Here is a 26,982-nt window from a genome sequence, read left to right on the forward strand (position 1 = left end):
CCAGGCAAGCGGCCCGTCCCAGGTGAGCGGGCGTAGAATAGGGGACCATGGCTCACGTATACGACTGCTCCGACACCGCCCAGCTGCTGACCGGGACCCGCGAGGCCCGGACCGCCCTGGGGCGGGGCGAGCTGGCGGTCGTGCCCACAGACACCGTCTACGGGGTCGCCGCCGACGCCTTCAACCCGGCGGCCGTCGCGCGCCTGCTCGCCGCGAAGGGCCGCGGCCGGCAGTCCCCGCCCCCCGTGCTGGTCCCGAACCTGCAGACCCTCTCGGCCCTCGCCGCCGCCGTTCCCGGCCCCGTGCTCGCCCTCGTTGAGCGCTTCTGGCCCGGCCCCCTCACCGTGATCCTGCCCGCGCAGCCCTCGCTGAGCTGGGACCTCGGGGACACGGGCGGCACCGTCGCCCTCCGGATGCCCGCCCACGACCTCACCCTGGAGCTGCTCCGCGAGACCGGCCCGCTCGCGGTGTCCTCCGCGAACCTCACCGGCCAGCCCGCCGCCACGAACGCGGGCGACGCGCAGGGCATGCTCGGCGACGCCGTGTCCGTGTACCTCGACGCGGGGGAGTCCTCCGCCGACGGGGCCTCGTCCACGATCATCGACGCCCGCAGCGTCACCGAGGCCGGGGGCACGATCCGCGTCCTTCGCCCGGGCGGCGTGAGCGCCGAGCAGATCCGCTCGCTCCTGCCCCAGATCACCGTGGAGGAGGGTCCGTGGCCGAAACCCTGATCGTCGCGGCGGTCGCCGCGCTGGTCACCTTCGTCGCGTGTCGGCTGGTCATCTGGCTGAGCAACCGCTTCCGCCTTGCCCCCGAGCTGCGCGACCGCGATGTGCACGCCACGCCGACGCCCCGGCTCGGCGGCATCGCGATGTTCCTCGGCCTGCTCGCCGCCTTCTTCGTCGCGAGCCTCCAGGGCGGCCTCGCCCCGGCGTTCTCGAACGGCGCGCAGATCTGGGCGATCCTCGGCGCGTGCACCCTCATCGTGATCGTGGGGGTGCTCGACGACATCCTCGACCTGGACTGGATGGTGAAGCTCGCCGCACAGCTGCTCGCCGCGGGCCTGCTCGCCTGGCAGGGCGTCCAGATCGTGTCCCTGCCCTTCGGTGACACCCTCATCGTGGGCTCGCCCGTCGTGAACTTTGTGCTCACGGTGCTCGTGATCACCCTCGTCATGAACGCGATGAACTTCATCGACGGCCTCGACGGCCTCGTCGCCGGCGTCGCCCTCATCGCGAACCTCGTGTTCTTCGGCTACACCCTGATCCTCTCCTCGCAGTCGGGCCCGCTGAACCAGGTCTCGCTCGCCAGCCTGATCGCCGCCGTGCTCATCGGCCTGTGCGCGGGGTTCCTGCCCTGGAACTGGCACCGCGCCAAGCTCTTCATGGGCGACACCGGCTCTATGCTGATCGGCCTGCTCATGGCGACCTCCACGATCTCGGTCACCGGCCAGCTGAGCCCCGGCACCCTCGACCAGAAGATGGTCATCGCGAGCTACATCCCGATCATTCTGCCGATCGCGGTGCTCGTGGTGCCGCTCGCCGACTTCACCCTCGCCGTCATCCGCCGGGTGCAGGCGGGCAAGAGCCCGTTCTCCGCCGACCGCAAGCACCTGCACCACCGCCTGCTCGACATGGGGCACTCACACGTGCAGGCCGTCACGATCTTTTACCTGTGGACGGCGACGATCTCCGTCGGTTGCCTGCTCATCTTCGTCCTCGACTCCTTCCAGATTCCCGTGCTCATCATCTCCGTGGGGGCCCTGCTCTGCGTGCTCGCCACCGTGATCCCCATCGCGCCGATCCGCGCGCGGCGTGCGGCGCTCCGCGAGGCGGCAGACCCCGAGCCCGCCCTGCCCCCGGCCGACTAGCGCGGGCGCGCGGCCGCGTGCAGGATGCACGCACGACCGCTTGATACTGTTAGATCGGCGGGCGCACCCGTCGACGCCTCTGACGCGCCCGCTGCCCCGCAGGTGTGCCAACCGAAAGGACCTCCGAGTGAGCACTCCCGTGCAGCCCGATTCGCCACACCCCTCCGGGGTCGAGCCGACGAACTCCGGCGCCGGTGACTACCCGATGCCCTCGTCTCAGCCGATGCTGATGCGCGGGGTCCGCTGGGGCATCATCGCGACCGTCGCGGCCATGATCGTCTTCGCCGTGATTGGGTTCCTCGTGAGCGACAGCCGAGGTCTCCTGGGCGGCCTCATCGGGGCGGCGATCGGCGGGGCGATGCTCCTCGCCACCGTGGGCAGCATCGCGTTTGGGAACCGCTTCGTGCGCCACCCGATGTACCTGCAGGTGTTTATGGGAATCGTCCTCGGCACGTGGGTGTTGAAGCTCGTCGGCTTTGTGGTCGCGGCCCTGCTCCTGCGCGATCAGCCCTGGCTGGACCCGAAGATCCTGTTCATCTCGCTCGTGGCAACCATCCTCGTCTCGATCATCATCGACGTGGTGATTGTCGCAAAAGCTCGCGTACCATACGACACGGAGCTGCCCTAATTCAAGGACCTCTGGGGGGCAAATTCCCAGCAGGGGCCAAAATCCACGCCCTGACAGGGGGGTCCCGAGTTTCGCTCGGAGTGAAACCTTGTTAGGATAAGTCTGTTCCCAGCAATGTGGCGCTATTTCTGAGTGCCCGCCTGCGAGGGGAACAACCATCGTTCGAAGCCGTGCGGCGAAAGCCGTGCCCCGAATCAGGAGACTGGCCTGTTCGCTAACGCTATGCAACTCGTTGCCCCCGGACTTGTCCGCACCGATGAGGGCGGATTCCACGGCCCAACCCTCGACGACTTCTTCCCGCCGGCGATCTTCTTCGAGGGAACGCCGTTCGAGATGAACCGCATCATGATCATTCGCATGGTCATGGTCGCCCTGCTCCTGCTGATGTTCTGGCTGGGAACCCGCAAGATGCGCGTCATCCCCGGCCGCTGGCAGGGTGTCTTCGAGTTCGCGCTCGACTTCGTGCGCAAGAACGCAATCGAGGACCAGCTGGGCGTAAAGGACGGTCGTCGTTTCCAGCCGCTGCTGATGACGGTGTTCTTCCTCGTCTTCGTGTTCAACATCACGGGCATCATCCCCGGGATGAACATCGCCGTGTCCTCGGTCGTCGGATTCCCGATCGTCATGGCTGTCGTTGCCTACGTGTCGTTCATCTACGCGGGCATCAAGAAGCACCCGGGCAAGTTCCTCAAGAACTCGCTGTTCCCCGCCGGGGTGCCGTGGCCCATGTACCTGCTCGTGACCCCCGTCGAGTTCCTCTCGACGTTTGTCATGCGGCCGATCACCCTCGCGCTGCGACTGCTCATGAACATGCTCGTGGGGCACATGATCCTCGTGCTGCTCTGGGCCGCGACGAACTTCTTCATCCTTGAGGCGGGCGGGATCTTCCCCGCGCTCGGCGCCGCGACCTTCGCGGGTGGCTTCGCGTTCACCCTCTTCGAGCTGTTCGTGTCGGGCCTCCAGGCCTACGTCTTTACTTTGCTCACCTCGCTCTACATTCAGCTCGCGCTGGCTGACGAGCACTAAATAAACCCCTTGGGCGCGGCTCCCGCCTCGCCCAGCTACGGAAGGAAACACATACCGTGTCTGTTCTCGCTGCTATCTCCGGCAACATCGCAACCGTCGGCTACGGCCTCGCAGCGATTGGCCCCGCCATCGGCGTTGCCATCGTCGTCGGCAAGACCATCGAAAGCACCGCCCGCCAGCCCGAGCTGGCCGGCAAGCTCCAGGGCATGATGTGGATCGGTATCGCCTTCACCGAGATGCTCGCGCTCATCGGTGTTGCCACGTACTTCATCTTCGTCTAATCCAGTCACCTTTCACTAGTCTCGAAAGGGAGGCAAGATGAATTACGCAGTACTGTCCGCTGCAGAGAGCACGACGCAGAACCCGCTGCTCCCGGCGACGTACGATATCGTCTGGTCGGCGATCGCGTTCCTCATTATCCTCGTCGCGTTCTGGAAGGTCTTCCTCCCAAAGGTGCAGGTGATGCTTGACGCACGCGCCGAAGCGATCGAGGGCAATATCGCCAAGGCCGATGAGGCCCAGGCAAAGGCAGAGGCAGCTCTGCAGGAATACACCGCCCAGCTCGCGAGCGCCCGCCAGGAAGCTGGCGAGATTCGCGAGAGCGCTCGTCTCGACGCCTCCAAGATCGTCGGCAAGGCCAAGGACGACGCCGTGGTTGAGGCCGCGCGCATCGCCCAGTCGGCTCAGACGCAGATCGAGGCTGAGCGGCAGAGCGCCGTGGTCTCCCTCCGCAAGGAGGTCGGCTCGCTCGCGATCGACCTGGCCTCTGGTGTCATTGGGGAGTCCCTCTCTGACGACGCAAAGGCTACCGCTCTGGTGGACCGGTTCCTCGCTGAGCTCGAGGAATCCGAGAAGGCAGCGAAGTAATGGGGAGTGCGTCGCGCGAAGCGCTGGCACAGTCAACGAAGGCCCTCGCGGCCCTCGGTGCCCAGGCCACCGCACAGGTGGGAACTGAGTTGCTGAACGCCTCCGCGGTTATCGCGGATGCTCCGGGCCTTCGTGCCGCGATCGTGGATCCCGCGGTCGAGGCCGAGCCCAAGCGGGCCCTGATCGGCAAACTGTTCGGCGGGTTCACCCCGGCGACGCAGCAGCTGCTGGCAGGCGTCGCGCAGGCGCGCTGGTCCAACGCCGACGAGCTCGTGACCGGTATCGAGGAGCTCGGCATCCGTGCCGAGGCCCACGCCGCCGGATCCGACTCGCTCGACGACGAACTGCTCGCGGTCAACGTCCTCATCGGCGGAAACCACGAGCTGGAGCTGACGCTGGGCTCGAAGCTCGGCGACGCGGATGCCAAGGTTGCCCTGGCCGAGCGCGTTTTCGGAAGCAAGATTTCCGAGCCCGCCGCCCGGATCGTTGCGCACATCGTGCGGAACGCCCGCGGCCGCCGGATCGGTGCGCTGCTGACGAACGCTGCCGAACTGGTCGCAGACCAGGCCGGGAAGTCGCTCGCGACCGTGACCGTCTCCGCGCCGCTCGACGCCGCCCGTCAGGAGCGACTCAGCGCAACGCTGAGCGCAACCGTCGGACGCCCCGTCAAGCTCACCTTCGTGGTCGACCCCGCCCTCCTCGGCGGGATGCACGTGCGTATCGGTGACAACGTCATCGACGGCAGCGTGTCCGCTCGACTGAACGACCTTCGACAGCAACTCGCGAGCTAGCGAACCCCACTCCACCTCGGAGGCCGCCGCCTCCGAAACAGACAGAGGAAAACTCATGGCAGAACTCTCAATCAGCCCGGACGAGATCCGCGACGCGCTGAAAGACTTTGCGGCCTCCTACGAGCCCGGCAAGGCGTCCAAGACCGAGGTTGGCTACGTCGTTGACGCCGCCGACGGCATTGCACACGTCGAGGGTCTCCCCGGCGTGATGGCGAACGAGCTCGTTCGCTTCGCTGACGGCACCCTGGGCCTGGCCCAGAACCTCGACGAGAACGAGATCGGTGTCGTCGTCCTTGGCGAGTTCACCGGCATCGAAGAGGGCCAGGAAGTCACCCGCACGGGTGAGGTGCTGTCCGTTCCGGTTGGCGACGCCTACCTGGGCCGCGTGGTGAACCCGCTGGGTACCCCGATCGACGGCCTCGGCGAGATCGCTTCCGAGGGTCGCCGCGCCCTCGAGCTGCAGGCCCCCGGCGTCATGGACCGCAAGTCCGTGCACGAGCCGCTGCAGACCGGCATGAAGGCCATCGACGCGATGATCCCCGTTGGCCGTGGCCAGCGTCAGCTCATCATCGGTGACCGCCAGACCGGGAAGACCGCCCTGGCGATCGACACGATCATCAACCAGAAGGCCAACTGGGAGTCCGGCGACGTCAACAAGCAGGTGCGCTGCATCTACGTCGCCATCGGCCAGAAGGGCTCCACCATCGCTTCGGTGAAGGGTGCCCTCGAGGACGCTGGCGCGATGGAGTACACGACCATCGTGGCTTCCCCCGCCTCCGACCCCGCCGGCTTCAAGTACCTCGCCCCCTACACGGGTTCCGCGATCGGTCAGCACTGGATGTACGGCGGCAAGCACGTCCTCATCATCTTCGATGACCTGTCGAAGCAGGCTGAGGCCTACCGTGCCGTGTCGCTGCTGCTGCGTCGTCCCCCGGGGCGCGAGGCATACCCCGGTGACGTCTTCTACTTGCACTCCCGCCTGCTGGAGCGTTGCGCGAAGCTGTCCGACGAGCTCGGCGCCGGTTCGATGACGGGCCTGCCCATCATCGAGACCAAGGCCAACGACGTCTCGGCGTACATTCCGACCAACGTGATCTCGATCACCGACGGCCAGATCTTCCTGCAGTCCGACCTCTTCAACGCCAACCAGCGTCCCGCGGTCGACGTGGGTATCTCGGTGTCGCGAGTCGGCGGTGACGCTCAGGTCAAGTCGATCAAGAAGGTCTCCGGGACCCTGAAGCTCGAGCTGGCTCAGTACCGCTCGCTCGAGGCCTTCGCAATGTTCGCTTCCGACCTGGACGCGGCCAGCCGTCGCCAGCTGGAGCGCGGCGCGCGTCTGACGGAGCTGCTCAAGCAGCCCCAGTACTCGCCGTTCCCCGTCGAGGAGCAGACCGTGTCCATCTGGGCCGGCACCAAGGGCTACCTGGACGACGTCCCCGTGGTCGACATTCTCCGCTTCGAGCGCGAGTACCTCGACTACCTGGGCCGCAACTCCGAGGCGCTCAACACCCTGCGCGACACCAACCTCCTCAGCGACGACGTTGTGGCGGAGCTCGTGAAGACCATCGAGGTCTTCAAGAAGGAGTTCCGCACCTCCGAGGGCAAGTCCCTTGCCGAGCAGTTCGACAAGCTGCCCGAGGAAGAGATCAACCAGGAGCAGATTGTCGTCAAGAAGAAGTAGCGGCACCGGTGGGGCGGCCCTCGGCCGCCCCACCACACCGCCACCTCTGGCACCGACCATCACGACTCACATCTAGGACACAGGAGAGACATGGGAGCGCAACTTCGGGTCTACCGGCAGAAAATTAGCTCTGCCAAAACGACCAAGAAGATCACGCGTGCGATGGAGCTGATCGCGGCCTCTCGCATTCAGAAGGCGAAGGCACGCGTCGAAGCATCGACGCCCTACGCCCGGGCCATCACCCGTGCGGTGTCGGCCGTCGCAAACAACTCGGACACGGCTCACCCGCTCACGACCGAGCCGGAGACCATCGAGCGCGCAGCGGTCGTCATCTACACCTCGGACCGCGGCCTCGCCGGCGCGTTCAACTCGCAGGTGCTCCGGGAAGCCGAGGAGCTCTCCGAGCTGCTGCGCTCCGAGGGCAAGCAGGTGTCGTACTACCTGATCGGCCGCAAGGCACAGGGCTACTTCACCTTCCGGAACCGCTCCTCCGAGCGCACCTGGATCGGTGGCACCGAGAACCCCGAGTTCGAGACCGCCAAAGAGGTCAGCCAGGCACTGCTCACCGCGTTCAACACGGACGCGGCCGAGGGCGGCGTTGACGAGATTCACCTCGTCTACAACCGCCTCGTCAGCATGGTCAGCCAGGTGCCCGTCGTGACGCGGCTGCTCCCGCTCGAGGTCGTTGAGGGTGAGGCGGAGACCGAGGTCACCCTCGACCCGCTCTACGCTTTCGAGCCCGACGCCGAGACCGTCCTCGACCGGCTGCTGCCGGTCTACATCGAGTCGCGCATTTTCAACGCAATGCTCGAGTCTGCTGCGGCGAAGCACGCGGCGACGCAGAAGGCGATGAAGTCCGCGAGCGACAACGCGGACACGCTGATCCGGGACTACACCCGCCTCGCGAACAACGCCCGTCAGTCCGAGATTACCCAGCAGATTTCCGAGATTGTTGGCGGCGCTGACGCGCTGGCCAACTAGCCACGGCCCAGAAAAGAGAGAACTATGACCGAAACCGCCACTCCGGCGACCGCGGCCGGCCAGAAGGTCGTTGGGCGTATCGCCCGCGTCACCGGCCCCGTCGTCGACATTGAGTTCCCCCACGACGCGATTCCCGGCGTCTACAACGCGCTGCAGACCACCGTCGACTTCGGCGACGGCTCTGAGCCCATGAAGCTGGTCCTCGAGGTTGCCCAGCACCTCGGCGACAACCTGGTCCGCGCGATCGCCCTGAAGCCGACCGACGGTCTCGTCCGCGGCCAGGAGGTCGTTGACACCGGTGAGTCCATCACCGTGCCCGTCGGTGACATCACCAAGGGCAAGGTCTTCAACGTGACCGGCGATGTGCTGAACCTCCCCAAGGGCGAGCAGATCGAGGTCAACGAGCGCTGGTCCATCCACCGCACGCCCCCGGCCTTCGACCAGCTTGAGTCCAAGACCGAGCTCTTCGAGACCGGCATCAAGGTCATCGACCTGCTGACCCCCTACGTCCAGGGTGGAAAGATTGGTCTCTTCGGTGGTGCCGGTGTCGGTAAGACCGTCCTCATCCAGGAGATGATCCAGCGTGTGGCCCAGGACCACGGTGGTGTGTCCGTGTTCGCCGGTGTTGGCGAGCGCACCCGTGAGGGCAACGACCTGATCCACGAGATGGAAGAGGCTGGCGTCTTCGACAAGACCGCCCTCGTCTTCGGCCAGATGGACGAGCCGCCCGGGACGCGTCTGCGCGTCGCGCTCTCGGCCCTGACGATGGCCGAGTACTTCCGTGACGTGCAGAAGCAGGACGTGCTGCTCTTCATCGACAACATCTTCCGCTTCACCCAGGCCGGTTCCGAGGTCTCCACGCTGCTGGGCCGCATGCCCTCCGCCGTGGGTTACCAGCCGAACCTTGCCGACGAGATGGGTGTGCTCCAGGAGCGCATCACCTCGACCCGTGGCCACTCGATCACGTCCCTGCAGGCCATCTACGTGCCCGCCGATGACTACACCGACCCGGCCCCGGCGACCACCTTCGCCCACCTCGACGCCACCACGGAGCTGTCGCGTGAGATCGCGTCGCAGGGTCTCTACCCCGCCGTGGACCCGCTGACCTCGACCTCGCGTATCCTCGACCCCCGTTACTTGGGCGCCGACCACTACCGCGTTGCCACCACGGTCAAGCAGATCCTCCAGAAGAACAAGGAACTCCAGGAGATCATCGCGATCCTCGGTGTTGACGAGCTCTCCGAAGAGGACAAGATCACGGTATCGCGCGCACGCCGCATCCAGCAGTTCCTGTCCCAGAACACCTACATGGCGAAGAAGTTCACCGGTGTCGAGGGCTCCACGGTGCCGCTGAAGGAGACCGTCGAGTCCTTCGACGCGATCGCAAAGGGCGAGTTCGACCACGTCGCCGAGCAGGCATTCTTCAACGTCGGTGGCATCTCCGACGTCGAAGAGAAGTGGGCACAGATCCAGAAGGAGAACGGCTAATCATGGCTGTACTCAACGTCAGCGTCGTCTCTGCCGATCGTGAGGTGTGGACCGGCGAAGCATCGATGGTCGTCGCCAGAACGGTCGAGGGCGAGATTGGTGTGCTGCCCGGCCACGAGCCGATGCTCGCACTCCTCGCCACCGGCGAGGTCCGCGTGACCACGCCGACCGGTGAGAAGATCACCGTTGACGCAGAGGACGGATTCTTCTCCGTGGACAGCAACGCCGTTCAGGTCGTTGCCGGTCGCGCCGCGCTCGTCGCGTAACGACAAGAATCATCGCCCTCATGCGCGTGCTGCTGCCGCCGTCCGAGTCCAAACGACCGGGCGGCGGCAGCGTCGCGTTCTCCCCGGAAACACTTGCTCATCCGGAACTTGGCGCCGCCCGAGCGGCCGTCATCGACGCCCTCGTGGCGCTCTCGGCCGATGCGGCCGCCGCCGCCCAGGCGCTGAAGCTGGGGCCGAGCCTGCGCGGGGAAATTGACCGGAACCGGCAGCTGCGCTCCTCCGGGACCTTGCCGGCGCTCGACCGCTACACCGGGGTGCTCTACGACGCCATCGACGCGGGCTCGCTCGACGCCCAGGCCCGTGCCTGGCTGGGGGAGCGTTTGCTCATCCAGTCGGCGGTCTTCGGCCTGATCGGCGCGCTCGACGAGATCCCCGCCTACCGACTCTCGGCCTCCTCGAGGCTCCCCGGGCTCACGGCCCCGAACGGGCGTGCCGTGTCGCTCAAGGCGCACTGGAAGGCCGCGCACGCGGCCCTCGACGCCCCGGGCCTGTCTGCTTCCGGCCCCGTCCTCGACCTGCGCTCCAAGGACTACGTCGCGCTGCACCCCGGAACGCTCGGCGACGAGGCCGCGTTCCTGAACGTCGTCGGCCGCGATGCGGACGGCGTGCTGCGCCCCCTGAACCACTTTAACAAGGCCGGGAAGGGCCGCCTCGTGCGCGAGCTGGCCCTGGACCGGCCAGAGCTGAGCAGCCTCACGGACTTTCTGGGCTGGGCCGAGGCCCGCGGCCACGGCGTTGCACACACCGAGGCGGGAATCGACATCGAGATTTCCGCGGATCCGCTCGGATGACTGCCGCGAGCGGGCCCGGCGCGCTACGCTTTGTGAGGACGACTGAGGTGAGGCTGGAATGACGACGCACGGCGAGAACGCCACGAGGCGATCCCTGCGCCTCCCCGGGGGACGAGAGCTCGAGGTTGAGCTCTCGTGGTTCGCCCTGACCGATGTCGGCAACCGGCGGGAAAACAACCAGGACAGCTTTGTGGTGACCCCGCCGATCTTCGCCGTCGCCGACGGCATGGGAGGGCACTCCGCGGGCGAGATCGCCTCGGCCGCCGTGGTGCGCCGCCTGGCCGAGCTCGGCGGCGACCGCCTCGTCACCCAGCAGGACATCGACGGGGCCCTCGCGGACGCCGTGGACGACATCGAGCTGAACGCGGGGGAGACCGAGCTGGGCGCGGGCACCACCGTGACCGGGCTCGCCCTCGGCGAGGTGGACGGCGACATCATCTGGCAGTGCTTCAACATCGGCGACTCCCGGGTGTACCAGTTCTTCAAGGGCGCGCTCAGCCAGATCACCGTGGACCACTCGGTGGTGCAGCACCTCATCGACTCCGGGGCAATCACGGAGCAGGAGGCCGAGGTGCACCCGCACGCGAACGTGATCACCCGCGCGGTGGGCTTTAACGAGGCCCCGATCCCCGACTACGTCGGCCTCGCCCTCGTGCCCGGGCAGCGCCTGCTGCTCTGCTCGGACGGCCTCACGAAGGAGCTCACGGAGCTCGGCATCCAGCACTTCCTCGCGGAGACGAAGACCGCCGAGGAGGCCGCGCGCACGCTCGTCTCCCGCGCCCTGCAAAACTCGGGCCGCGACAACGTCACGGTCGTCGTGATCGACGTGCACGCGGTCGGCGGCTCCCGCGACACGAGCGAGATGCTCTTCGACACCGCCGAGATCCTCTAACGCGACGGGCTCGTTCCAGGCTCCGCGTACGCGAGTCCTCGAACGAGCCCGGGGTCTCACCCCTCACTCACCCGGACGATTCCGGATGCGTCTTGGCCGCGTACCGCTGTCGAGGGCGATTTGCTGCTGGATCTGATCTGTTTCGGCCCGCGCGGGATCGTAGAGCCGATCGCGGATGAAGAAGAATGTGATGGCTGCTGCCAACGCATACCCGATTCCGAGCACGGCCATGCCCAAGCCGACGCTGAAGGAGTCGGCAATGATTCCGATGGTCAACGGCGCGAGCAGCGCCCCGATGCGACCGAGGTTATAGGCGAGGCCGGTTGCCGTCCCCCGAAATTCTGTGGGGAAGCTCTCGCTCATATACGCTCCGTTGACCGCGTAGGGCCAGCCGTACATGAACCCGAGGATGAGCAAGAAGAACACGATATTTTGCGGGTTTTGGTAGACGTAGATCACCGGGAGCAGCGCCGCGGTGACGAGCGACCCGACGGAGAACACCATGCGCCGTCCCCAGCGATCAGCGAGCCATCCGCCGAGCAACCGACTGAGCATCCCCGCCCCGTAGGTGCCCGCTACGTAGGCCGTCATCGCCGAGAAATCAACGCCGAGATCCCCGGCGACATAGGAGGGGAGCCAGGTATTGACACCGTAGTAGCCAAACTGCAGACAGATGGAGGCCGCGGTCCAGAGCAGGAACAGTTTCCGGGCCACCCGGTTCTGCCAGATGTGACGCCACTGATTTCTGGAAGCGGCGTTCCACTCGTCGCTGAGCACGCGTGCGCGGCGTTCTTGCCAGCCAGGCGGTTCTGGAATGTACCTGCGGATAAAGATCGCAAGAATGACGGGAACGATCGCGATCCAATACATCCATCGCCAGCCGTGAAGGGGGATAATGGCCCCGGAGAGCAGCGCGGCGGTGAGATACCCCAGCGAGTAGGAAGTCATCAGGACCCCCATCGTGAGCCCTCTGCGTTTGGCCTTCGTGTACTCCGCCATCAGCATCATGCAGATGGTGTATTCGGCTCCCAGCCCGAGCCCGGTGAGAAAACGCACCACCATAAACTGCCAGGGGTCTTGGGTGAAGCCGAGCAGGAACGACCCAACGGAGAACAGCACAATCATCAGTGCCGCCATCCGGACTCTTCCGTAGCGGTCTGCGAGCCAGCCTCCGAAGATCCCCCCGACGCCCATTCCTGCGAGCGAAGCGGTGCCGAGCAGCCCCGCTTGGGTGTTGCTGAGACCCCACTCCTCGCGGAGGCTGGGCAGCGTGAGGGACAGGACCTGGAGATCGAATCCATCGACGTACAACCCCAGGAAACAGGAGACGAAGACGGCGATCCAAATAGTCTTGGGGCGCAACAGCTTTTTCTTCACGAGATCTCCTCGTCACACATCAGTGGATGAACTGGGAGGTGCGGGAAACCGCGCCGGGGTGGGCGGAGCGACGACGCCCTGCTCACGGAGGACGGCTCTGCGCTCGGCTGAATACCCGAGTTCGGTGAGCACCTCGTCGGTGTGCTCGGAGAACAGCGGTGGGGCATGGCTGACCTCGGTTGGTGTTCCGAGCAGCCCGAACGGGGCAGCGAGCAGGTGCAATGCCCCTGCCGTGGGGTGAGCCACGGTCTGCACGGCCCCTCTGGCACGGACGTGCGGGTCGTCAAACAGCTGGGCAACAGTATTGACTGGGCCGCAGGGCACACGGTGCGCCCGCAACTCGCGAATGAGGTCCGCGGCGTTCCACCCGAGGACGACGCGCTGGACGATGGGCACGAGAGAGTCGCGGTTCAGAATGCGCGCGGTCACCTCGGCGTATCTCGGGTCTGTCGTGAGCTCGGGAATGCCGAGCAGGGTACACAGCTGGCCGAATTGTGCGTTGTTCCCGACCGCGATCACGACATCCTGGTCTGCCGTGCTGAACGGCTGATAGGGCACCAGGGTTTGATGCTGGTTGCCGTACCGAGGGGGCGTCGCCCCGGTGTTGAGGAACGTGGTGCCGAGATTGAGGAGCGAGAACGTCATCGAATCGAGCAGTGAAAGATCGCAGTGTTGGCCGACCCCCGTGACTGCTCGGGACTGCAGGGCGGCGAGCACGCTGATCATCGCGTGTAACCCGGTCAGCATATCCGCGAGTGCGATCGGTGCCTTTGTCGCTTCCTCTCCGGGGGCACCGTTCTGGCTGACGAAACCGCTCATCGCCTGAGCAACGAAGTCGTATCCGGGAAGGTGACGGTAGGGTCCCGACTGGCCAAAGCCCGTGATCGAGCAGAGGACGATTCTCGGGTTGATCTGGCTCAGTGACTCATAGTCGAGACCCATGCGTGCCAAGGTTCCGGTGGTGAAGTTCTCGATCACAACATCGCTGACACGAACGAGGTTCCGGATGATGTCTCGCCCGGCTTCGCTCGCAAGGTCGACGGTGATCGCCCGTTTACTTCGGTTGACGGTCGCGAAGTACACACTGATCTGCTCGACATCGGGTGGAAACCAGCTTCGCGATTCGTCAGGGTTCCTCGGCCCCTCAACCTTGATGACGTCCGCACCGAGGTCACCGAGCAGACTGGCACACAGGGGCCCGGCGACGACGCGGCTGAGGTCCAAGACGCGAAGACCGTTGAGCGCCCCGGCCGTGGGCGCCGCGGTCACTGCGGGCCCGCCGCGCGCTCGGGAGTTCCCGGTCGGGCAGACTCCGGCCGGATTCCCTCTAGGCTGGGACGGACCGCTGCCAGGGACACGTGTCCGGAGCCGAGAATTTCGAGAGCGGCCCCGCCCAGAAGCACACTGGACGGTTCTGCGCCTGGGGGACTCAGCGCGGGACGGTGCACCCCGAGGAACCCGAGTAACACCGCAACCTTCCGGTAATCACGCGAATCGCGAATCTGAGCCTCCGCCTGAGCGAGGAGCAGGCTGGCTGCGCAGAGATCGTACATGCGGTTCATCAGGGTAATCGCTCCGAGCTCTCGGGATTGCTCTGGCAACTCGGGCAACTCGGAGACGGCCTCTTCAAGCTCACGAGCCCACGTGGACAGCGCTGACGAAAGCGCACCGAGCTCGGGATGGGCGCTCACTCGGTCGAGCCGTGCTCTGATGTCTGTGAAAAACGGTGCTCCTGCGCGGTTGCGCAGGAGGGCCCGCTGCACGTCGAGCGCAACAATGCTGGTCGTGCCCTCCCAGATGGAGCCCAACTGGGCGTCGCGGAGCAACTTGCCGTCCACCCATTCGTCAATGTATCCGTTGCCGCCTCGGGCCTCCATCCCCTCCGCAACGACCTGCCGGGCGCGTTTACACACCACTCCCTTCACCAGGGGAGTGAGGAGGCGGAGCAACCGAGAGTCTGCGTCGGGTGGCACGCTCGCCGTACTCGGAAGCTCACTGTGTGCGGCTGCCTCCGCGACGGCGGCGTCGGCCCGCTCGTAAATCCCGGCGGTGTGGAATACCATGACCGCGGCTGCTTCCGTCTCAACGAGCATCCGGAAAAGGGTGTCTCGCATCAGTGGTTTCTCTGCGAGCGGTCCACCGAAAGCGTCCCGCCCGTTTGCCGCTGTGGTTGCCTCGACGAGACTGCGTCGCATTAACGCACTTGACCGGACCGCATTGGAGAGGCGGGAAGCGTTCACCATCGACATCATTTGCCGGAAACCGTCGTCAAGCGCTCCGACCGGGTAGCCGACTGCGCCCTCGAAAACGATCTCGCCCGAGGCCAGTCCCCGGGTGCCCAGCTTGTCTTTCAACCGAGTGACACGGAAGTGATTCATGGATCCGTCAGGGAGGACGCGGGGCATCAGAAACATGGCGAGACCAGCGGTCCCCGGTGCGGCTCCGTCAGGGCGGGCGAGGACAAGCGCAACATCTGCCGAGACGTTCGAGCAGAACCACTTGTCTCCCCAGAGCCGCCAGCCGTTTTCGACTGGCTCAGCACGGAGCAGGTTCGCGCCGACATCGGAGCCGCCCTGCTTTTCCGTCATAAATTGCGCCCCGGATTGATACCCAGCATCGGTGCGAAGCATCGGAGCGACATAGGCATCGTTGAGTTCCTGGCTGGCGTATCGCCGCAGCACGCGGACAGCCGCGTCGGTCATGCTCATGGGGCAGGCCAGGGAAAACTCCCCCTGGACGAAGAGATACCAGAAGGCATACTTCAGCGTGTGCGACAGTGGTGCGCTGAATCCGAGGACGGGCCGGTGCGACATCGCCACCAGGGCGAATTGCTCAACCCCGATTCGCGTCAGCTCCACGGTATCGGGGTGCGCATCGACCGCGTTGATGAGGACGCCGCGCTGGTCAGTTCCTCGCAACTCCGGGGGGTGACGGTCACTCGAGCGAGACAGCTCATCGAGCCGGCCACCGACCAGTGAGCCGAGCTCGTGAAGATGGGGTTCGGCCTGGGCAAACTCTGCCGCGGTGAGCGTTGCCCGCAGCAGGCGTTTGAGATCGTCGTCGATCTCGTAGAAGTTCACGCCACGGGTATCTGGCATCGTCATTTCGGGTGGGAGCGGCGCTGCGTTGCGCAGGGGACTGGGACTGACTGCAGACATGGGGTCCTTTCACGGGGAGCACGGAGCGGGGGCGGTCCGTGTGGGCTCATCCTGTCAACATTGAGCAGCCCGGATGATGCGTTGCTCGCATACTGAAGATTCAGGTATTGCACCGGGACCCGAGGCCCGATGAAGACCTGGAGCTGCTTAGCCGTCGATGAAATCGGGCTCTTCGGTGCAGCGGAGGACCGAGAGGAGCGCTGGGTTCTCAATGCGCGTCGGCCAGGCCAGGCTCAGCCAGGTCGGGTCTAGCCGGTCCTCGAGCTCCAGGAAACGTACTCCGGGGGTATTCGTGTTGTCCCGCACCGAGGTCAGGGTGAAGGTGACGCCAATCCCAGAGCCGACGAGCGCGAGCGCGGTCCAGCTGTCGGGGGCGGACCACTGGATGTCGAGCGGTGCCCGGTACCGTTCGCTGAGCTCTTCGAGGCGCTGTCGGAGGACCGAGGGACGACGCTCAATCAGCCCAACAAAATGCTCGTCCAGAACCTCCTCGAAGCTGATGCTCGTTCGCTCAGCGAGGGGGTGCGTACTCGGCACCGCCAGAACGAATCCTTCTTTCGAGAGCGGCTTCCGTGACAGATGATCTGGCACCGTGGTCCAACGTCCCAGAGCCGCATCGACGTTCTGATCGACTAAGCGGTGCAGGCCCTCACCGGCGAAACTGGCTCCGACAAGCTCCAGGGTCACCTGGGGGAATCGTCGAGCGACGATCGCGGTGAGACGGCTCACCAAGCGATACGAGGAGGGTCCCGTGAACGCGAGCCGAACGGTACCCCCGACCCCGACCGCAGCCGGGGTCACGCTCGAGACCGCTCGTTCGTGCGCCTCTCGAATCTCGGTTGCGGGGCGCAGGAACGCGAGCCCTGCGGCGGTCAGCGCAACATTCCGATTCGTCCGGTCGAAGAGCCGAACACCGAGTTCCTGTTCCAGACGACTGATCGCACGGCTGAGCGTGGGCTGGGACGTAAACAGCCGTTGCGCTGCTCGACCGAAGTGGAGCTCTTCCGACAGGGTGAGAAACGCCACAATGTGTGAGAACTCCACGAGTGCCTCCTCACGGAACACTGCTGTGCTCCGCCCCGATATGGCCCCCAGGCTGACGATGATGCCTTCGACGAATCATGTCATGTTTCTTCTGTATTGGCAGGACTTCGGCTCGGGCCCATCCTGGGGAGACCCCCAAAGCAACCGAGCGGACGACGAAGCCGCCCGGAGAAACGAGCGTCTCATGACCCACGCCAACGACCCCAGCGATTTCTTTCTGATGCGTGAGAAACTCACCCCCCAAGAGCACGCATTGAGCAGCAAAATCCGCGCTTTTGTCAACGAACGGGTGCTGCCCGTGATCAACGAGGCATGGGAACGGGCCGAGTTTCCCCGGGAACTCCTTCCGGCGATTCGGGAACTGGGCATCGTCGGGACCACCATCAACGGGTATGAAGCCCCGGGCATGACCCTGCGGGAGCAAGGGCTCACGGCGTTTGAGCTCTCCCGAGGGGACGGCTCTCTCAACACGTTCCTGGCGGTGCACTCGGGGCTCACGATGGGGACGATCCACGACCTGGGGTCCGAAGCCCAGCAGCAGCGGTGGCTGCCCCGTATGTCCCGCCTCGAACAGACCGGTGCTTTCGCCCTGACCGAACCGGAGCACGGCTCAGACGCAGTAGCGCTGGAGACGTATGCCGAGAAACGCGGTTCCGGCTACGTGCTCAACGGGCGAAAACGCTGGATCGGGAACGGAGCGACGGCTGACGTCGTTATCATCTGGGCAAGAGATCGAGCAGACGAGCACATCAAAGCCTTTGTCATGACCCGTGAACCCGGTCAGGACTACCCAGAGGGCTACCATGCGACGCCGATCACCGGAAAAATTGGGAAACGCGCCGTGGAACAGGCGGATCTGGTGCTCACCGACCTGTTCATCCCAGAAGACCAGCTCTTATCGGGGTCCCACGACTTCAGCGACGTCGTCCGAGCACTGGATCGCACACGACTGAACGTTGGGTGGTCTGCGCTCGGGCATGCAACGGCCGCGTTCGAAATAGCCCTGGAATACGCGACCGAGCGGGAACAGTTCGGTGCTCCGATCGCCAGCTATCAACTCGTGCAGCAACAGCTTGTGCAGATGCTGACCCGAATCACATCGATGTACGCACTCTGCTTCCGCATCACCGAGCTCGCTGAGCGAGGCGAAGCGACCGGGCCGATGACCTCCTTGCTGAAGATGCACACCGCGAACGCCTCTCGGGAAGTCTGTCGTGCCGCCAGGGACCTGCTCGCCGGAAACGGGATTCTCCTCGAACGACACGTCGCTCGGCATCTCACGGACAGCGAAATTAACCACACCTACGAAGGCACGGAGTCAATCCAGACCTTGCTCATCGGCAGACACCTCACCGGAATCTCGGCGTTCAGCCGTCACCGCAGGAGGCGAAGCTCGGATTCTGCGACGCCTGCGAACGGCCCTGCCTCGTGACCCGCTTTGCGGGGCGCCGGGCCATCGTCACCGGCGCAGCGGGTGGGATCGGGTTCGCGACTGCCCAACGGCTGGCCGAAGAAGGAGCCAGCGTCGGGGTGCTCGACGTCCGCGGACCGGACGCCGAACACGCCGCTCGGCAAATCGCAGCGTCAGCGTTCGTCAGTGAGCGAGGGGGAAGCGCGCGGGCGCTCGCCGTCGACGTCACCGATGAGGATGCGGTCGAGACCGCGGTGGCGGGATTTGTCTCTGCAGAGGGCGGGATAGACATTCTCGTCAATAACGCCGGGATCACCCGGGATAACCTCATCTTCCGGATGACGCTGGCCGATTGGGGCAGGGTGCTCGACACCAACCTGACAAGCATGTTCCTGTGCTCCCGGGCTGTCCAACGGACGATGGTGGCACAGGGGAGCGGGCGGATCGTGAATGTTTCGAGCCGCTCTGCGCTCGGGAACCGGGGGCAGGCGAACTACGCCGCGGCGAAGGCCGGGGTTCAGGGATTCACCGCGACCCTGGCGCTTGAACTCGGACCCTTCAATATCACCGTCAACGCCGTAGCTCCCGGGTTCGTCCGTACGGGAATGACGGATGCGACCGCATCTCGGACTGGCCGGTCGCCGGAGGAGTATCGGGCCGATGCCGCGGCTCGGATTCCTCTGGGTCGGGTCGCCGAGCCGGAAGAGATCGCGGCGGCGATCCTGTTCTTGGCCTCGGATGATGCGTCATACATTAACGGTCAGACCCTCTATTTGAACGGCGGTGCACGCTGATGACCGCCGCGCAGTTCTCTGGAGGCTTTCGGCCGGAGCAGGTCGGCACCACCCTGGGACGCTCGGCAGCGTACGCGTTTTCGCAGGCGCAGATCGATCGCTTTGCGGAGCTGACGGGGGACCGGCAATGGCTGCACACGGATCCCGTTCGCGCGGCGGCCGGTCCCTACGGGGCCCCGGTCGCGCACGGCTACCTGATTCTCGCGCTCATCCCGGCGCTCTCGGCCCCGGTCTTGGCCTTGCAAGAGCGCGGGACGGCAATCAATCTGGGGCTCGACCGGGTCCGTTTCGTGCGAGCGCTGCGCACCGGGGAACGCTTCTATGACGACATCGTTCTCGGCGCGCTCACGGAGCGCCCCGAGGGGCAGCGGCTGAGCTGCGAGCACACGCTGCGCCTCGCCGAGTCCGGGGAGACCCTCGCCGTGGTGACCACGGTGACCCTGCTCATCCCGGCCGCGGGGACCGAGTCCGGCCCCGAACACCCTCCGGGCGGCCCCCCAATCCCCGGCAACCCCGGCAACAGCATCAGGAGCGCACCGTGACCCCCGGAGCCATCTCCGGAGCCACCCCCGGCGGGATCGATCCGGCGGCCGCCTACCTCGTCGGCGGGGTGCGAACCCCGGTGGGCCGATACGGCGGCGCGCTCTCCGGCGTCCGGCCGGATGACCTCGCGGCGCTCGTCCTCGGGGAGGCCCTCGCGCGCAGCGGGCTCGACCCCGAGCATCTGGACGAGGTGATCCTGGGCACCGCGAACCAGGCGGGAGAGGACAACCGAAACGTGGCCCGGATGGCCGTCCTCCTCGCCGGGCTCCCCGAGCGCATCCCCGCGATCACCGTGAACCGGCTCTGCGCCTCGGGGCTGTCCGCGGTGATCCTCGCCGCCCAGATGATTCGGGCCGGCGACGCCGGAGCCGTGCTCGCGGGCGGGGTCGAATCCATGAGCCGGGCCCCCTGGGTGCAGGAGAAACCGCCCCGGGCCTTTGCCCGGCCCGGGGAGATCGCGGACTCGGCAATCGGGTGGCGATTCACGAACCCCAAGCTCACGGCCCGCGGCAAGACGACGTTCAGCATGCCGGAGACCGCCGAGGAGGTCGCCCGGGTGCGCGGGATCACGCGAGCCGACGCGGACGCGTATGCGCTCGAATCCCAGCGCCGCGCCGGGCGGGCCCTCGATGCCGGGGTCTTTGCCGCGGAGACGGTGCCCGTGCCGACGGCGCACGGGGTCGTCGCCGTCGACGAGGCTCCCCGGCCCGGGACGACACCGGAGGCGCTCGCCGCGCTGCCCGCCATCGTGCCGGGCGGGGGCGTCGTGACCGCGGGCAATTCGAGCCCGCTCAACGACGGGGCCTCCGCCCTGCTCGTGGTCAGCGGCGCCGCGGTGCTGCGACACGGGCTGCAGCCGCGCGCCCGGGTCCTGGCCCAGGCCTCCGTCGGCGTCGCGCCGGAGACGATGGGTCTCGGCCCCATCCCGGCCACGCGACTCGCGCTGGAGCGGGCCGGGCTCACGGTTGCCGACCTGGGCGCGGTGGAGCTGAACGAGGCCTTCGCCACCCAGTCCCTCGCCTGCCTCCGCGAGCTGGGCCTGGACCCGGGGCGGGTGAACGCGCTCGGCGGCGCCATCGCGTTGGGGCACCCGCTTGGCTCAAGCGGCTCCCGAATCGTGGTGACCCTGCTGGGGCGCTTGGAGCGTGAGCGGCAACGCTACGGCCTGGCCACGATGTGCGTCGGGGTCGGGCAGGGGACGGCCCTGATCCTCGAACGGGTCGGCGGGTGAGCCCCCGCACCGATCGGCGGGGGCAACGACGAGCGGGACCGCTAGAAAGAGGCGCGGATCTCGCCGACGGGGGCGCCGCCGCCGAGCACCGTGGTGCGCAGGCTGGGGAGGAGCTGCTCGACCGCGGCGCGGTCGAGCGCCTCGGCCTGGACGAGCAGTTCCAGCGCGGCGATCGAGGCCGCGCGGCTCGCGCCGTCGAGCACCTTCACGGCGACCGTGACGCCGTTCGGGGCCGTCATGACGCTGATGCCCTCCGCGCCGAACTTCGCGAAGACCCCGAGCTGCTCGGAGACGATCGTGTCGGTGCGTCCCGGTCCCTCGACGACCCAGGGGTGCTGGCGGGCCGCGGCGATGATGGTGGCCGCCGTCCGGTGCAGGGGGAAGGGCGAGGACAGCTCCGAGGTCGCAATGCGGCGGACGCCGCGGGCAAGGCCCGTGAGGCTCAGCCCGAGCACAGGCGCCCCGCAGCCGTCGACGCCGATGGGGGCCGGCCGCTCCCCGGTGAAGCGCTGCACGGTGTCGCGGATCGCCTGCTGGAGCGGGTGCTCGGGGTTCGTGTAGTCGTCGATGGACCAGTCGTTCGCGACGCACGTCAGGAGCATCGCGGCGTGCTTGCCGGAGCAGCACATCGCGGCCCGGCGGCGCGTCCCACCCGCCGCGATGACCGCGTCGCGGGGGACCTGATCCATCGGCCAGTCGGCGGGGCAGAGCAGCTGATCCTCGACGAGGCCGCCCGAGGAGAGCATCCGCTCCACGATGGCGATGTGCCCGGGGGTGCCGGTGTGGCTGGCGAGGGAGATCGCGATCTCCTCGGTGTCGCCGAGCACCAGACCGTTCGTCTGCATCGCGAGGGACTGCAGCGGCTTCAGCGCGGAGCGGGTGAAGATGATCTCCTCCGGAGCGCCGAGCTCCCGAATCACCTCGCCGTCCGAGCTCAGGACGACCGCGGAGCCCGCGTGCCGGGACTCGACGAAGCCGTTTCTCGACACGGTGGCGAGCTCGACCGCCTGGCTGACGGTGGCGGTGCCCCGGCTCATGCGCGCACGCTCGCGAGGGCGCTCGCGACGCGGTTGCGGGTTGCTGTCGGGGCCGGGTGCGCGCCGACGGGAGTCTGGGGCTCGGAGTTCTCGCTCATACGCCGAGCCTACCCGGGAATTCGCCGCCAATCCCGCGGCCCCGCGGGGGGCGAACCGGCCCCGCGGCACGGTCGAGAAACCGTGCGCGTCCTCTCAGCGAGCGTTGCTAGGGTGTGCCGCATGAACGCTGAACACGACTACGCCGTCCGGGTTGAGTGGCAGGGGAACCTGGGCACCGGAACCAGCGGCTATCGCGAATACAGCCGCCAGCACACCGTTTTCGCCGCCGGAAAACACCTGATCGCGGGCTCCGCCGATCGGACCTTTCACGGCGACCGGGAACGGTGGAACCCCGAGGAAATGCTGCTCGGGGCCATCAGCCAATGCCACATGCTGTCCTATCTGCACGTCGCGGTCAAGCGCAGCATCATCGTCACGGCCTACGAGGACCAGGCGAGCGGGGTGCTCGTGCAGCGGGGGCTGGGCGGGAGCTTCCGCGAGGCCACGCTGCGCCCCGTGGTGACCGTTGCCGAGGAGTGGATGATCGGGGAGGCAATCGACGCGCACGCGGAGGCGGCGGAACACTGCTTCATCGCGAACTCCGTGAACTTTCCGATCGCGCACCGACCGCTCGTGCGGGTCGCGCGGCCCCGGCCGCCGATCCCCGAACGCGGCGCGGGCGAAGCTCGGGAGCCGGAGGCGGATCTCAGCGGGAGCTGAGCGCACCCGCTCGCCCGTCATAGAGGGAATTTCCCGGTGGGGAACCTTTAGGATGGTCACTATGGCTACGCCCTCGTCTTTTTCGATTACCACCCCGATCTTCTACGTCAACGATGTCCCGCACATCGGTCACGCCTACACCCAGGTCGCAGCCGATGTGCTCGCGCGCTGGCACCGGCAGTCCGGCGACGACACCTGGTTCCTCACCGGCACCGATGAGCACGGTCAGAAGATCCTCCGCACCGCGACCGCGAACGGGGTGACCCCGAAGGAGTGGGCGGACCAGCTCGTGAAGAGCGCGTGGCTGCCCCTGCTCGAAACCATCGACATCTCGAACGACGACTTCATCCGCACCACGGAGCCCCGTCACGAGGAGAACGTGCAGAAGTTCCTGCAGAAGCTCTACGACGACGGGCACGTCTACGACGGCGAGTTCGAGGCCCTCTACTGCGTCGGCTGTGAGGAGTTCAAGCCCAAGAGCGAGATCGTCGACGGCACCGGTGCCTTCGAGGGCGAAAAGGTCTGCATCATCCACTCCAAGCCGCTGGAGCTGCTCCAGGAGAAGAACTACTTCTTCCGGATGAGCGCCTTCCAGGACCGGCTGCTCGCCCTCTACGAGGAGCGCCCCGACTTCGTCCAGCCCCCGAGCGCGCGCAACGAGGTCATCGCCTTCGTGCAGCAGGGACTCGACGACCTCTCGATCTCGCGGAGCTCCTTCGACTGGGGCATCCCGATCCCGTGGGACTCCAGCCACGTCACCTATGTCTGGTTTGACGCGCTGCTCAACTACATCACGGCCGCGGGCTACGGCTCCGACGAGGCGAAGTTCGACGAGCGCTGGCCCGCGACCCACGTCGTGGGCAAGGACATCCTCCGCTTCCACGCGGTGATCTGGCCCGCAATGCTCATGGCCGCGGGCATCGAGGTGCCCAAGCAGGTCTTCGCGCACGGCTGGCTGCTCGTCGGCGGCGAGAAGATGAGCAAGTCCAAGCTCACGGGCATCGCCCCGAACGAGATCACGGACGTCTTCGGCTCCGACGCGTTCCGCTACTACTTCTCGCGCGCCGTGAGCTTCGGCCACGACGGCTCCTTCAGCTGGGAGGACCTGGCGAGCCGCTACCAGGCGGAGCTGGCCAACGGCTTCGGGAACCTCGCGAGCCGCGTGCTCGCGATGAACGTGAAGTACTTCGACGGGGTCGTGCCGGCCGCCGCCGAGGAGACGGAGGCGGACGCCGCGATCCGCGAGCTCGTGGCCCGCGCCGCGGTCGCCGCGGACGAGCAGATGGAGCGCCTCGCCGTGCACGAGGCGCTGGCCTCGATCTGGGAGATCGTGGATGCGCTGAACGGCTACATCACGGACCAGGAGCCCTGGGTGCTCGCGAAGAGCGAGGAGACCCGGGCCCGGCTCGGCACGGTGCTCGCCACCGCAACCGAGGGCCTGCGCGCCCTCGCCGTGCTGTTGTCGCCCGTGCTCACCGAGGCCACGCAGAAGCTCTGGGTTGCCCTCGGCGCGGATGTCGCGCTCGGCGAGCTGCGCGCGCAGAACCTGCGCGAGGCCGGTGCCTGGGGGCTGCTGCCCGCCGGGACCAAGCTGGGGCAGCTCGACGCGCTCTTCCCCCGAATCGAAACGGCGGAATAGGCCCGAATGTCAGCGACGGAACCCGTCCGGAAACGGGAGGCGCATCCCGAGCGGAACCTGGAGCGGCCCCCCGCCCCGGAGCCGCTGCGCGTCCCGGTGTACGACAACCACACCCACCTGGAGTTTGAGGACGGCCTCACGCCGATGACCCCGGAGGAGAGCCTCGACCTCGCGGCGTCGGTCGGCGTGCGCGGCGTGGTCCAGGTCGGCACCGATCTGGAGACCAGCCGCTGGTCCGCCGAGCTCGCGGCCCGGGACCCCCGGGTCCTCGCCGCGGTCGCCCTGCACCCGAACGAGGCCCCGCGCCTCGCGGATCGCGGGCTGCTCGGGGAACACCTCTCCGAGATCGCCCGGCTCGCGGCCCAGCCGCGGGTTCGCGCGGTCGGCGAGACCGGGCTCGACTTTTTCCGCACCGGGGAGGACGGCCGGGACGCCCAGCTGGAATCCTTCGAGACGCACATCGAGATCGCCAAGGAGCACGGGATCGCCCTGCAAATCCACGACCGGGACGCCCACGACGCGGTCGTGGAGACCCTGCTCCGGGTGGGCGCGCCCGAGCGGACCGTTTTCCACTGTTTCTCCGGGGACACAGCGCTCGCCGAGATCTGCGCGGAGCACGGCTGGTACCTGTCCTTCGCGGGCACGGTGACCTTTAAAAACGCGGGCGGCCTCCGCGACGCGCTCCGGGTTGCCCCGCGCGATCGGATCCTGCTGGAGACCGATGCCCCGTTCCTGACCCCGGCCCCCTTCCGCGGTCGTCCCAACGCCCCCTATCTGGTGCCGCACACGCTCCGGCTGATGGCCGAGACCCTGGAGATTCCCGAGGACGAGCTGGCCGCGGCGATTGCGCGAAACACCGAGGCCGTGTACGGCTCCTGGGACACCGACACCGGTGCCGCCGATGCGGTGGGTGTCGCGTGAGCGCCGAGGGCGGGCTGCTCGGGCCCGCGGAAATCCGAGACCTGGCGGAGCTGATCGGGGTCACTCCGACGAAGAAGCTCGGTCAGAACTTTGTCATCGACGCGAATACGGTGCGCCGCATCGTCCGCACCGCCGGGGTCACCGCCGGGAGCGAGGTCGTCGAGGTCGGGCCCGGACTGGGATCGCTCACCCTCGGGCTGACCGAGACCGGCGCGAAGGTCACGGCAATCGAGATCGACCCGCGTCTCGCCGAGCAGCTGCCAAAGACCGTCGCCCAGTTGCAGCCGGAGGCCACCCTGCGGGTCGTGCTGAGCGACGCGCTCGAGGTGACGGAGCTCCCCGCGGAGCCCGAGGTCCTCGTCGCGAACCTGCCCTATAACGTCTCGGTGCCGATCCTGCTCCACCTGCTGGAGCGCTTCCCGACGCTTTCCTCCGGGGTCGTCATGGTGCAGGCCGAGGTCGGCCACCGCGTGATCGCCGGGCCGGGGTCGAAGGTCTACGGCTCCCCGAGCGTGAAGGCCGCCTGGTACGGCTCGTGGCGCTTGGCCGGTCAGGTCAGCCGCCAGATCTTTTGGCCGGTGCCGAACGTGGACTCCGTGCTGATCGGCTTCGAACGGGCGGACGAACTGCCCGGCACCGAGGCCGAGCGGCAGCGGACCTTCGCGCTCGCGAACGCGGGCTTCGCCCAGCGCCGCAAGATGCTCCGGCAATCCCTGCAGCCCGTGCTCGGCAGCCTTGCCGAGACGGTCGCGGTGTTGGACGCGGCGGGGATCGATTCCCAGCTCCGCGCCGAGCAGCTTTCGGTGACCGACTTCCTCGCCATCGCCCGGCAGGCGCCCGGCGCCGAGGCCTAATCGCCCGGTCCCCGCGTGTCGCTCCGCGGCCCGGGGCGCATGGCAAATCGGCCCGGGTGAACTGGGATAGATTGTTGTCATGACCGAAAGGGAGAATTCCGAAGCCGTGGTCGCTCGCGCGCCCGGAAAGATCAACATTTTCTTCCGGGTCGGGGCCCTGGAACCGGATGGCTACCACCGGGTGGCCTCGCTTTATCAGGCCGTCTCGCTCGTCGAGGAGGTCCGGGCCGAGCACGCGGACACCTTCTCGGTCAGCTTTGCCGGGCCAATCGACGGCAGCGGGCTCCCGGTTGACGGCCGGAATCTCGCGATCCAGGCCGCCCGCCTGCTCGCCGAGGAGACCGGGTACCCGGGCGGGGTCCGGCTGACCATCACGAAGCAGGTGCCCATCGCCGGTGGCATGGGCGGCGGCTCCGCCGATGCCGCGGCGACCCTCATCGCCTGCGATGCGCTCTGGAACACGAACGTGGGGCGGGAACGCCTCCACGAGCTCGCCGCGGTCCTGGGCGCGGACGTTCCCTTCGCCCTTAAGGGCGGCACCGCGGTCGGCACCGGGCGCGGCGACGAGCTGAGCCAGGCGCTCAGCACCGGCACCTTCCACTGGGTGCTCGCGCTGTCGGAGCACGGCCTGAGCACGCCCGTCGTCTACCGCGAGCTGGATCTACACCGCGAGGACCCGCTGCACCGGATGAACCCCGCGCCAGCGGAGCCCGCCGTGGACTCCGCGGTGCTCCAGGCGGTCCGCTCCTGCGACCCGCAGCTGCTCGCCGAGGCCATGCTGAACGACCTGCAGGTCGCCGCACTGAAGCTCGCCCCGGCCCTCGTCGACGTCCTGGAACTCGGGGAGCGCCTGGGCGCGCTCGCCGGGATCGTCTCCGGCTCCGGTCCCACGATCGCCTTCCTCGCGGAGGA

At 67.1% G+C, this 26,982-nt stretch carries 27 protein-coding genes; 22 read left to right on the plus strand and 5 right to left on the minus strand.

Annotation, left to right across the window (positions count from 1 at the left end):
- Window positions 1-47: 47 nt before the first annotated feature.
- The 13 genes from OOT08_RS13340 to OOT08_RS13400 all read left to right on the plus strand — a co-directional run bounded on the left by OOT08_RS13340 (window position 48) and on the right by OOT08_RS13400 (window position 11,302).
- Entirely contained in the window at window positions 48-731 is a 684-nt protein-coding gene (locus tag OOT08_RS13340) for an L-threonylcarbamoyladenylate synthase (protein ID WP_325093242.1), read from the plus strand.
- A complete protein-coding gene (locus OOT08_RS13345) occupies window positions 716-1,870 on the plus strand; it encodes an MraY family glycosyltransferase (RefSeq protein WP_325093243.1) in 1,155 nt (384 codons plus the stop codon). Before OOT08_RS13340 ends, OOT08_RS13345 begins: the two co-directional genes overlap by 16 nt.
- A 127-nt stretch (window positions 1,871-1,997) precedes the next feature.
- Window positions 1,998-2,498: a 3-oxoacyl-ACP reductase gene (locus OOT08_RS13350; protein ID WP_325093245.1), complete on the plus strand. Its 501-nt coding sequence runs from the start codon at window positions 1,998-2,000 to the stop codon at window positions 2,496-2,498.
- A 222-nt stretch (window positions 2,499-2,720) separates the two neighbouring features.
- Entirely contained in the window at window positions 2,721-3,524 is an 804-nt protein-coding gene (gene atpB, locus OOT08_RS13355) for a F0F1 ATP synthase subunit A (protein ID WP_325093247.1), read from the plus strand.
- A gap of 56 nt (window positions 3,525-3,580) precedes the next feature.
- On the plus strand, window positions 3,581-3,805 hold the full coding sequence (gene atpE, locus OOT08_RS13360) for an ATP synthase F0 subunit C (protein WP_325093250.1): 225 nt from the start codon (window positions 3,581-3,583) through the stop codon (window positions 3,803-3,805).
- 37 nt (window positions 3,806-3,842) lie between these two features.
- Window positions 3,843-4,391: a F0F1 ATP synthase subunit B gene (locus OOT08_RS13365; RefSeq protein ID WP_325093251.1), complete on the plus strand. Its 549-nt coding sequence runs from the start codon at window positions 3,843-3,845 to the stop codon at window positions 4,389-4,391.
- Window positions 4,391-5,182 carry a F0F1 ATP synthase subunit delta gene (locus OOT08_RS13370; protein ID WP_325093253.1) on the plus strand — a complete coding sequence of 264 codons (792 nt, stop codon included), beginning with the start codon at window positions 4,391-4,393 and terminating at the stop codon, window positions 5,180-5,182. The genes OOT08_RS13365 and OOT08_RS13370 overlap by 1 nt, the downstream gene beginning before the upstream one ends.
- Before the next feature lie 55 nt (window positions 5,183-5,237).
- Window positions 5,238-6,863 carry a F0F1 ATP synthase subunit alpha gene (gene atpA / locus OOT08_RS13375; RefSeq protein WP_325093254.1) on the plus strand — a complete coding sequence of 542 codons (1,626 nt, stop codon included), beginning with the start codon at window positions 5,238-5,240 and terminating at the stop codon, window positions 6,861-6,863.
- A gap of 90 nt (window positions 6,864-6,953) precedes the next feature.
- Window positions 6,954-7,844 carry a F0F1 ATP synthase subunit gamma gene (locus tag OOT08_RS13380; RefSeq protein ID WP_325093256.1) on the plus strand — a complete coding sequence of 297 codons (891 nt, stop codon included), beginning with the start codon at window positions 6,954-6,956 and terminating at the stop codon, window positions 7,842-7,844.
- A gap of 24 nt (window positions 7,845-7,868) precedes the next feature.
- Window positions 7,869-9,332 (plus strand): F0F1 ATP synthase subunit beta, encoded by a 1,464-nt coding sequence (atpD, locus tag OOT08_RS13385; RefSeq protein ID WP_325093257.1) that lies wholly within the window; start codon window positions 7,869-7,871, stop codon window positions 9,330-9,332.
- Between the two features lie 2 nt (window positions 9,333-9,334).
- Window positions 9,335-9,598: a F0F1 ATP synthase subunit epsilon gene (locus OOT08_RS13390; protein ID WP_325093258.1), complete on the plus strand. Its 264-nt coding sequence runs from the start codon at window positions 9,335-9,337 to the stop codon at window positions 9,596-9,598.
- A gap of 20 nt (window positions 9,599-9,618) precedes the next feature.
- Entirely contained in the window at window positions 9,619-10,410 is a 792-nt protein-coding gene (locus OOT08_RS13395; RefSeq protein ID WP_325093259.1) for a YaaA family protein, read from the plus strand.
- Window positions 10,411-10,468: 58 nt separating this feature from the next.
- Window positions 10,469-11,302 carry a PP2C family protein-serine/threonine phosphatase gene (locus OOT08_RS13400; protein WP_325093260.1) on the plus strand — a complete coding sequence of 278 codons (834 nt, stop codon included), beginning with the start codon at window positions 10,469-10,471 and terminating at the stop codon, window positions 11,300-11,302.
- Between the two features lie 63 nt (window positions 11,303-11,365).
- On the opposite strand, the gene OOT08_RS13405 is transcribed toward OOT08_RS13400, so the two are convergent.
- The 4 genes from OOT08_RS13405 to OOT08_RS13420 form a co-directional block, all read right to left on the minus strand.
- Window positions 11,366-12,664 (minus strand): MFS transporter, encoded by a 1,299-nt coding sequence (locus OOT08_RS13405; protein WP_325093261.1) that lies wholly within the window; start codon window positions 12,662-12,664, stop codon window positions 11,366-11,368.
- Window positions 12,665-12,691: 27 nt separating this feature from the next.
- Window positions 12,692-13,948, minus strand: a complete 1,257-nt coding sequence (locus OOT08_RS13410) for a CaiB/BaiF CoA transferase family protein (RefSeq protein ID WP_325093262.1) — start codon at window positions 13,946-13,948, stop codon at window positions 12,692-12,694.
- Window positions 13,945-15,837, minus strand: a complete 1,893-nt coding sequence (locus tag OOT08_RS13415) for an acyl-CoA dehydrogenase family protein (RefSeq protein WP_325093263.1) — start codon at window positions 15,835-15,837, stop codon at window positions 13,945-13,947. The genes OOT08_RS13410 and OOT08_RS13415 overlap by 4 nt, the downstream gene beginning before the upstream one ends.
- 147 nt (window positions 15,838-15,984) lie before the next feature.
- Window positions 15,985-16,881 (minus strand): LysR family transcriptional regulator, encoded by an 897-nt coding sequence (locus tag OOT08_RS13420; protein ID WP_325093264.1) that lies wholly within the window; start codon window positions 16,879-16,881, stop codon window positions 15,985-15,987.
- A gap of 184 nt (window positions 16,882-17,065) precedes the next feature.
- Here OOT08_RS13420 and OOT08_RS13425 point away from each other — a divergent pair, with 184 nt between their 5' ends.
- From OOT08_RS13425 to OOT08_RS13440, 4 genes are read left to right on the plus strand one after another with little or no spacing between them, the layout of a single operon-like run.
- A complete protein-coding gene (locus OOT08_RS13425) occupies window positions 17,066-18,313 on the plus strand; it encodes an acyl-CoA dehydrogenase family protein (RefSeq protein WP_325093265.1) in 1,248 nt (415 codons plus the stop codon).
- On the plus strand, window positions 18,310-19,086 hold the full coding sequence (locus OOT08_RS13430; protein WP_325093266.1) for an SDR family oxidoreductase: 777 nt from the start codon (window positions 18,310-18,312) through the stop codon (window positions 19,084-19,086). Before OOT08_RS13425 ends, OOT08_RS13430 begins: the two co-directional genes overlap by 4 nt.
- On the plus strand, window positions 19,086-19,628 hold the full coding sequence (locus OOT08_RS13435; protein ID WP_325093267.1) for a MaoC/PaaZ C-terminal domain-containing protein: 543 nt from the start codon (window positions 19,086-19,088) through the stop codon (window positions 19,626-19,628). Before OOT08_RS13430 ends, OOT08_RS13435 begins: the two co-directional genes overlap by 1 nt.
- Window positions 19,625-20,860 (plus strand): thiolase family protein, encoded by a 1,236-nt coding sequence (locus tag OOT08_RS13440; RefSeq protein ID WP_325093268.1) that lies wholly within the window; start codon window positions 19,625-19,627, stop codon window positions 20,858-20,860. Before OOT08_RS13435 ends, OOT08_RS13440 begins: the two co-directional genes overlap by 4 nt.
- A 41-nt stretch (window positions 20,861-20,901) precedes the next feature.
- On the opposite strand, the gene OOT08_RS13445 is transcribed toward OOT08_RS13440, so the two are convergent.
- Complete coding sequence (locus OOT08_RS13445) at window positions 20,902-21,897, minus strand: asparaginase (RefSeq protein ID WP_325093269.1); 996 nt, start codon at window positions 21,895-21,897, stop codon at window positions 20,902-20,904.
- A gap of 219 nt (window positions 21,898-22,116) precedes the next feature.
- Between OOT08_RS13445 and OOT08_RS13450 the strand changes: the two genes are divergently transcribed.
- The 5 genes from OOT08_RS13450 to OOT08_RS13470 form a co-directional block, all read left to right on the plus strand.
- Window positions 22,117-22,656, plus strand: a complete 540-nt coding sequence (locus OOT08_RS13450) for an OsmC family protein (RefSeq protein WP_325093271.1) — start codon at window positions 22,117-22,119, stop codon at window positions 22,654-22,656.
- 61 nt (window positions 22,657-22,717) lie between these two features.
- A complete protein-coding gene (gene metG / locus OOT08_RS13455) occupies window positions 22,718-24,295 on the plus strand; it encodes a methionine--tRNA ligase (protein WP_325093273.1) in 1,578 nt (525 codons plus the stop codon).
- Between the two features lie 6 nt (window positions 24,296-24,301).
- Entirely contained in the window at window positions 24,302-25,216 is a 915-nt protein-coding gene (locus OOT08_RS13460; protein ID WP_325093274.1) for a TatD family hydrolase, read from the plus strand.
- Window positions 25,213-26,070 (plus strand): 16S rRNA (adenine(1518)-N(6)/adenine(1519)-N(6))-dimethyltransferase RsmA, encoded by an 858-nt coding sequence (gene rsmA / locus OOT08_RS13465; RefSeq protein ID WP_325093275.1) that lies wholly within the window; start codon window positions 25,213-25,215, stop codon window positions 26,068-26,070. The genes OOT08_RS13460 and rsmA overlap by 4 nt, the downstream gene beginning before the upstream one ends.
- A 79-nt stretch (window positions 26,071-26,149) precedes the next feature.
- Window positions 26,150-26,982 (plus strand): 4-(cytidine 5'-diphospho)-2-C-methyl-D-erythritol kinase (locus tag OOT08_RS13470; protein ID WP_325093277.1); only part of this gene is annotated, 833 nt, incomplete at its 3' end.

The organism is Leucobacter sp. M11 (assembly GCF_035726885.1).
GTDB lineage: Bacteria > Actinomycetota > Actinomycetes > Actinomycetales > Microbacteriaceae > JAPFRB01.

Bases quoted from the DNA above. Each gene is read 5' to 3' on its own strand.
- OOT08_RS13340 (WP_325093242.1), top strand. From the start codon at position 48: ATGGCTCACGTATACGACTGCTCCGACACCGCCCAGCTGCTGACCGGG.
- atpB (WP_325093247.1), top strand. From the start codon at position 2,721: ATGCAACTCGTTGCCCCCGGACTTGTCCGCACCGATGAGGGCGGATTC.
- OOT08_RS13365 (WP_325093251.1), top strand. From the start codon at position 3,843: ATGAATTACGCAGTACTGTCCGCTGCAGAGAGCACGACGCAGAACCCG.
- OOT08_RS13370 (WP_325093253.1), top strand. From the start codon at position 4,391: ATGGGGAGTGCGTCGCGCGAAGCGCTGGCACAGTCAACGAAGGCCCTC.
- atpA (WP_325093254.1), top strand. From the start codon at position 5,238: ATGGCAGAACTCTCAATCAGCCCGGACGAGATCCGCGACGCGCTGAAA.
- OOT08_RS13380 (WP_325093256.1), top strand. From the start codon at position 6,954: ATGGGAGCGCAACTTCGGGTCTACCGGCAGAAAATTAGCTCTGCCAAA.
- atpD (WP_325093257.1), top strand. From the start codon at position 7,869: ATGACCGAAACCGCCACTCCGGCGACCGCGGCCGGCCAGAAGGTCGTT.
- OOT08_RS13390 (WP_325093258.1), top strand. From the start codon at position 9,335: ATGGCTGTACTCAACGTCAGCGTCGTCTCTGCCGATCGTGAGGTGTGG.
- OOT08_RS13395 (WP_325093259.1), top strand. From the start codon at position 9,619: ATGCGCGTGCTGCTGCCGCCGTCCGAGTCCAAACGACCGGGCGGCGGC.
- OOT08_RS13400 (WP_325093260.1), top strand. From the start codon at position 10,469: ATGACGACGCACGGCGAGAACGCCACGAGGCGATCCCTGCGCCTCCCC.
- OOT08_RS13415 (WP_325093263.1), bottom strand. From the start codon at position 15,837: ATGTCTGCAGTCAGTCCCAGTCCCCTGCGCAACGCAGCGCCGCTCCCA.
- OOT08_RS13425 (WP_325093265.1), top strand. From the start codon at position 17,066: ATGACCCACGCCAACGACCCCAGCGATTTCTTTCTGATGCGTGAGAAA.
- OOT08_RS13435 (WP_325093267.1), top strand. From the start codon at position 19,086: ATGACCGCCGCGCAGTTCTCTGGAGGCTTTCGGCCGGAGCAGGTCGGC.
- OOT08_RS13445 (WP_325093269.1), bottom strand. From the start codon at position 21,897: ATGAGCCGGGGCACCGCCACCGTCAGCCAGGCGGTCGAGCTCGCCACC.
- OOT08_RS13450 (WP_325093271.1), top strand. From the start codon at position 22,117: ATGAACGCTGAACACGACTACGCCGTCCGGGTTGAGTGGCAGGGGAAC.
- metG (WP_325093273.1), top strand. From the start codon at position 22,718: ATGGCTACGCCCTCGTCTTTTTCGATTACCACCCCGATCTTCTACGTC.
- OOT08_RS13460 (WP_325093274.1), top strand. From the start codon at position 24,302: ATGTCAGCGACGGAACCCGTCCGGAAACGGGAGGCGCATCCCGAGCGG.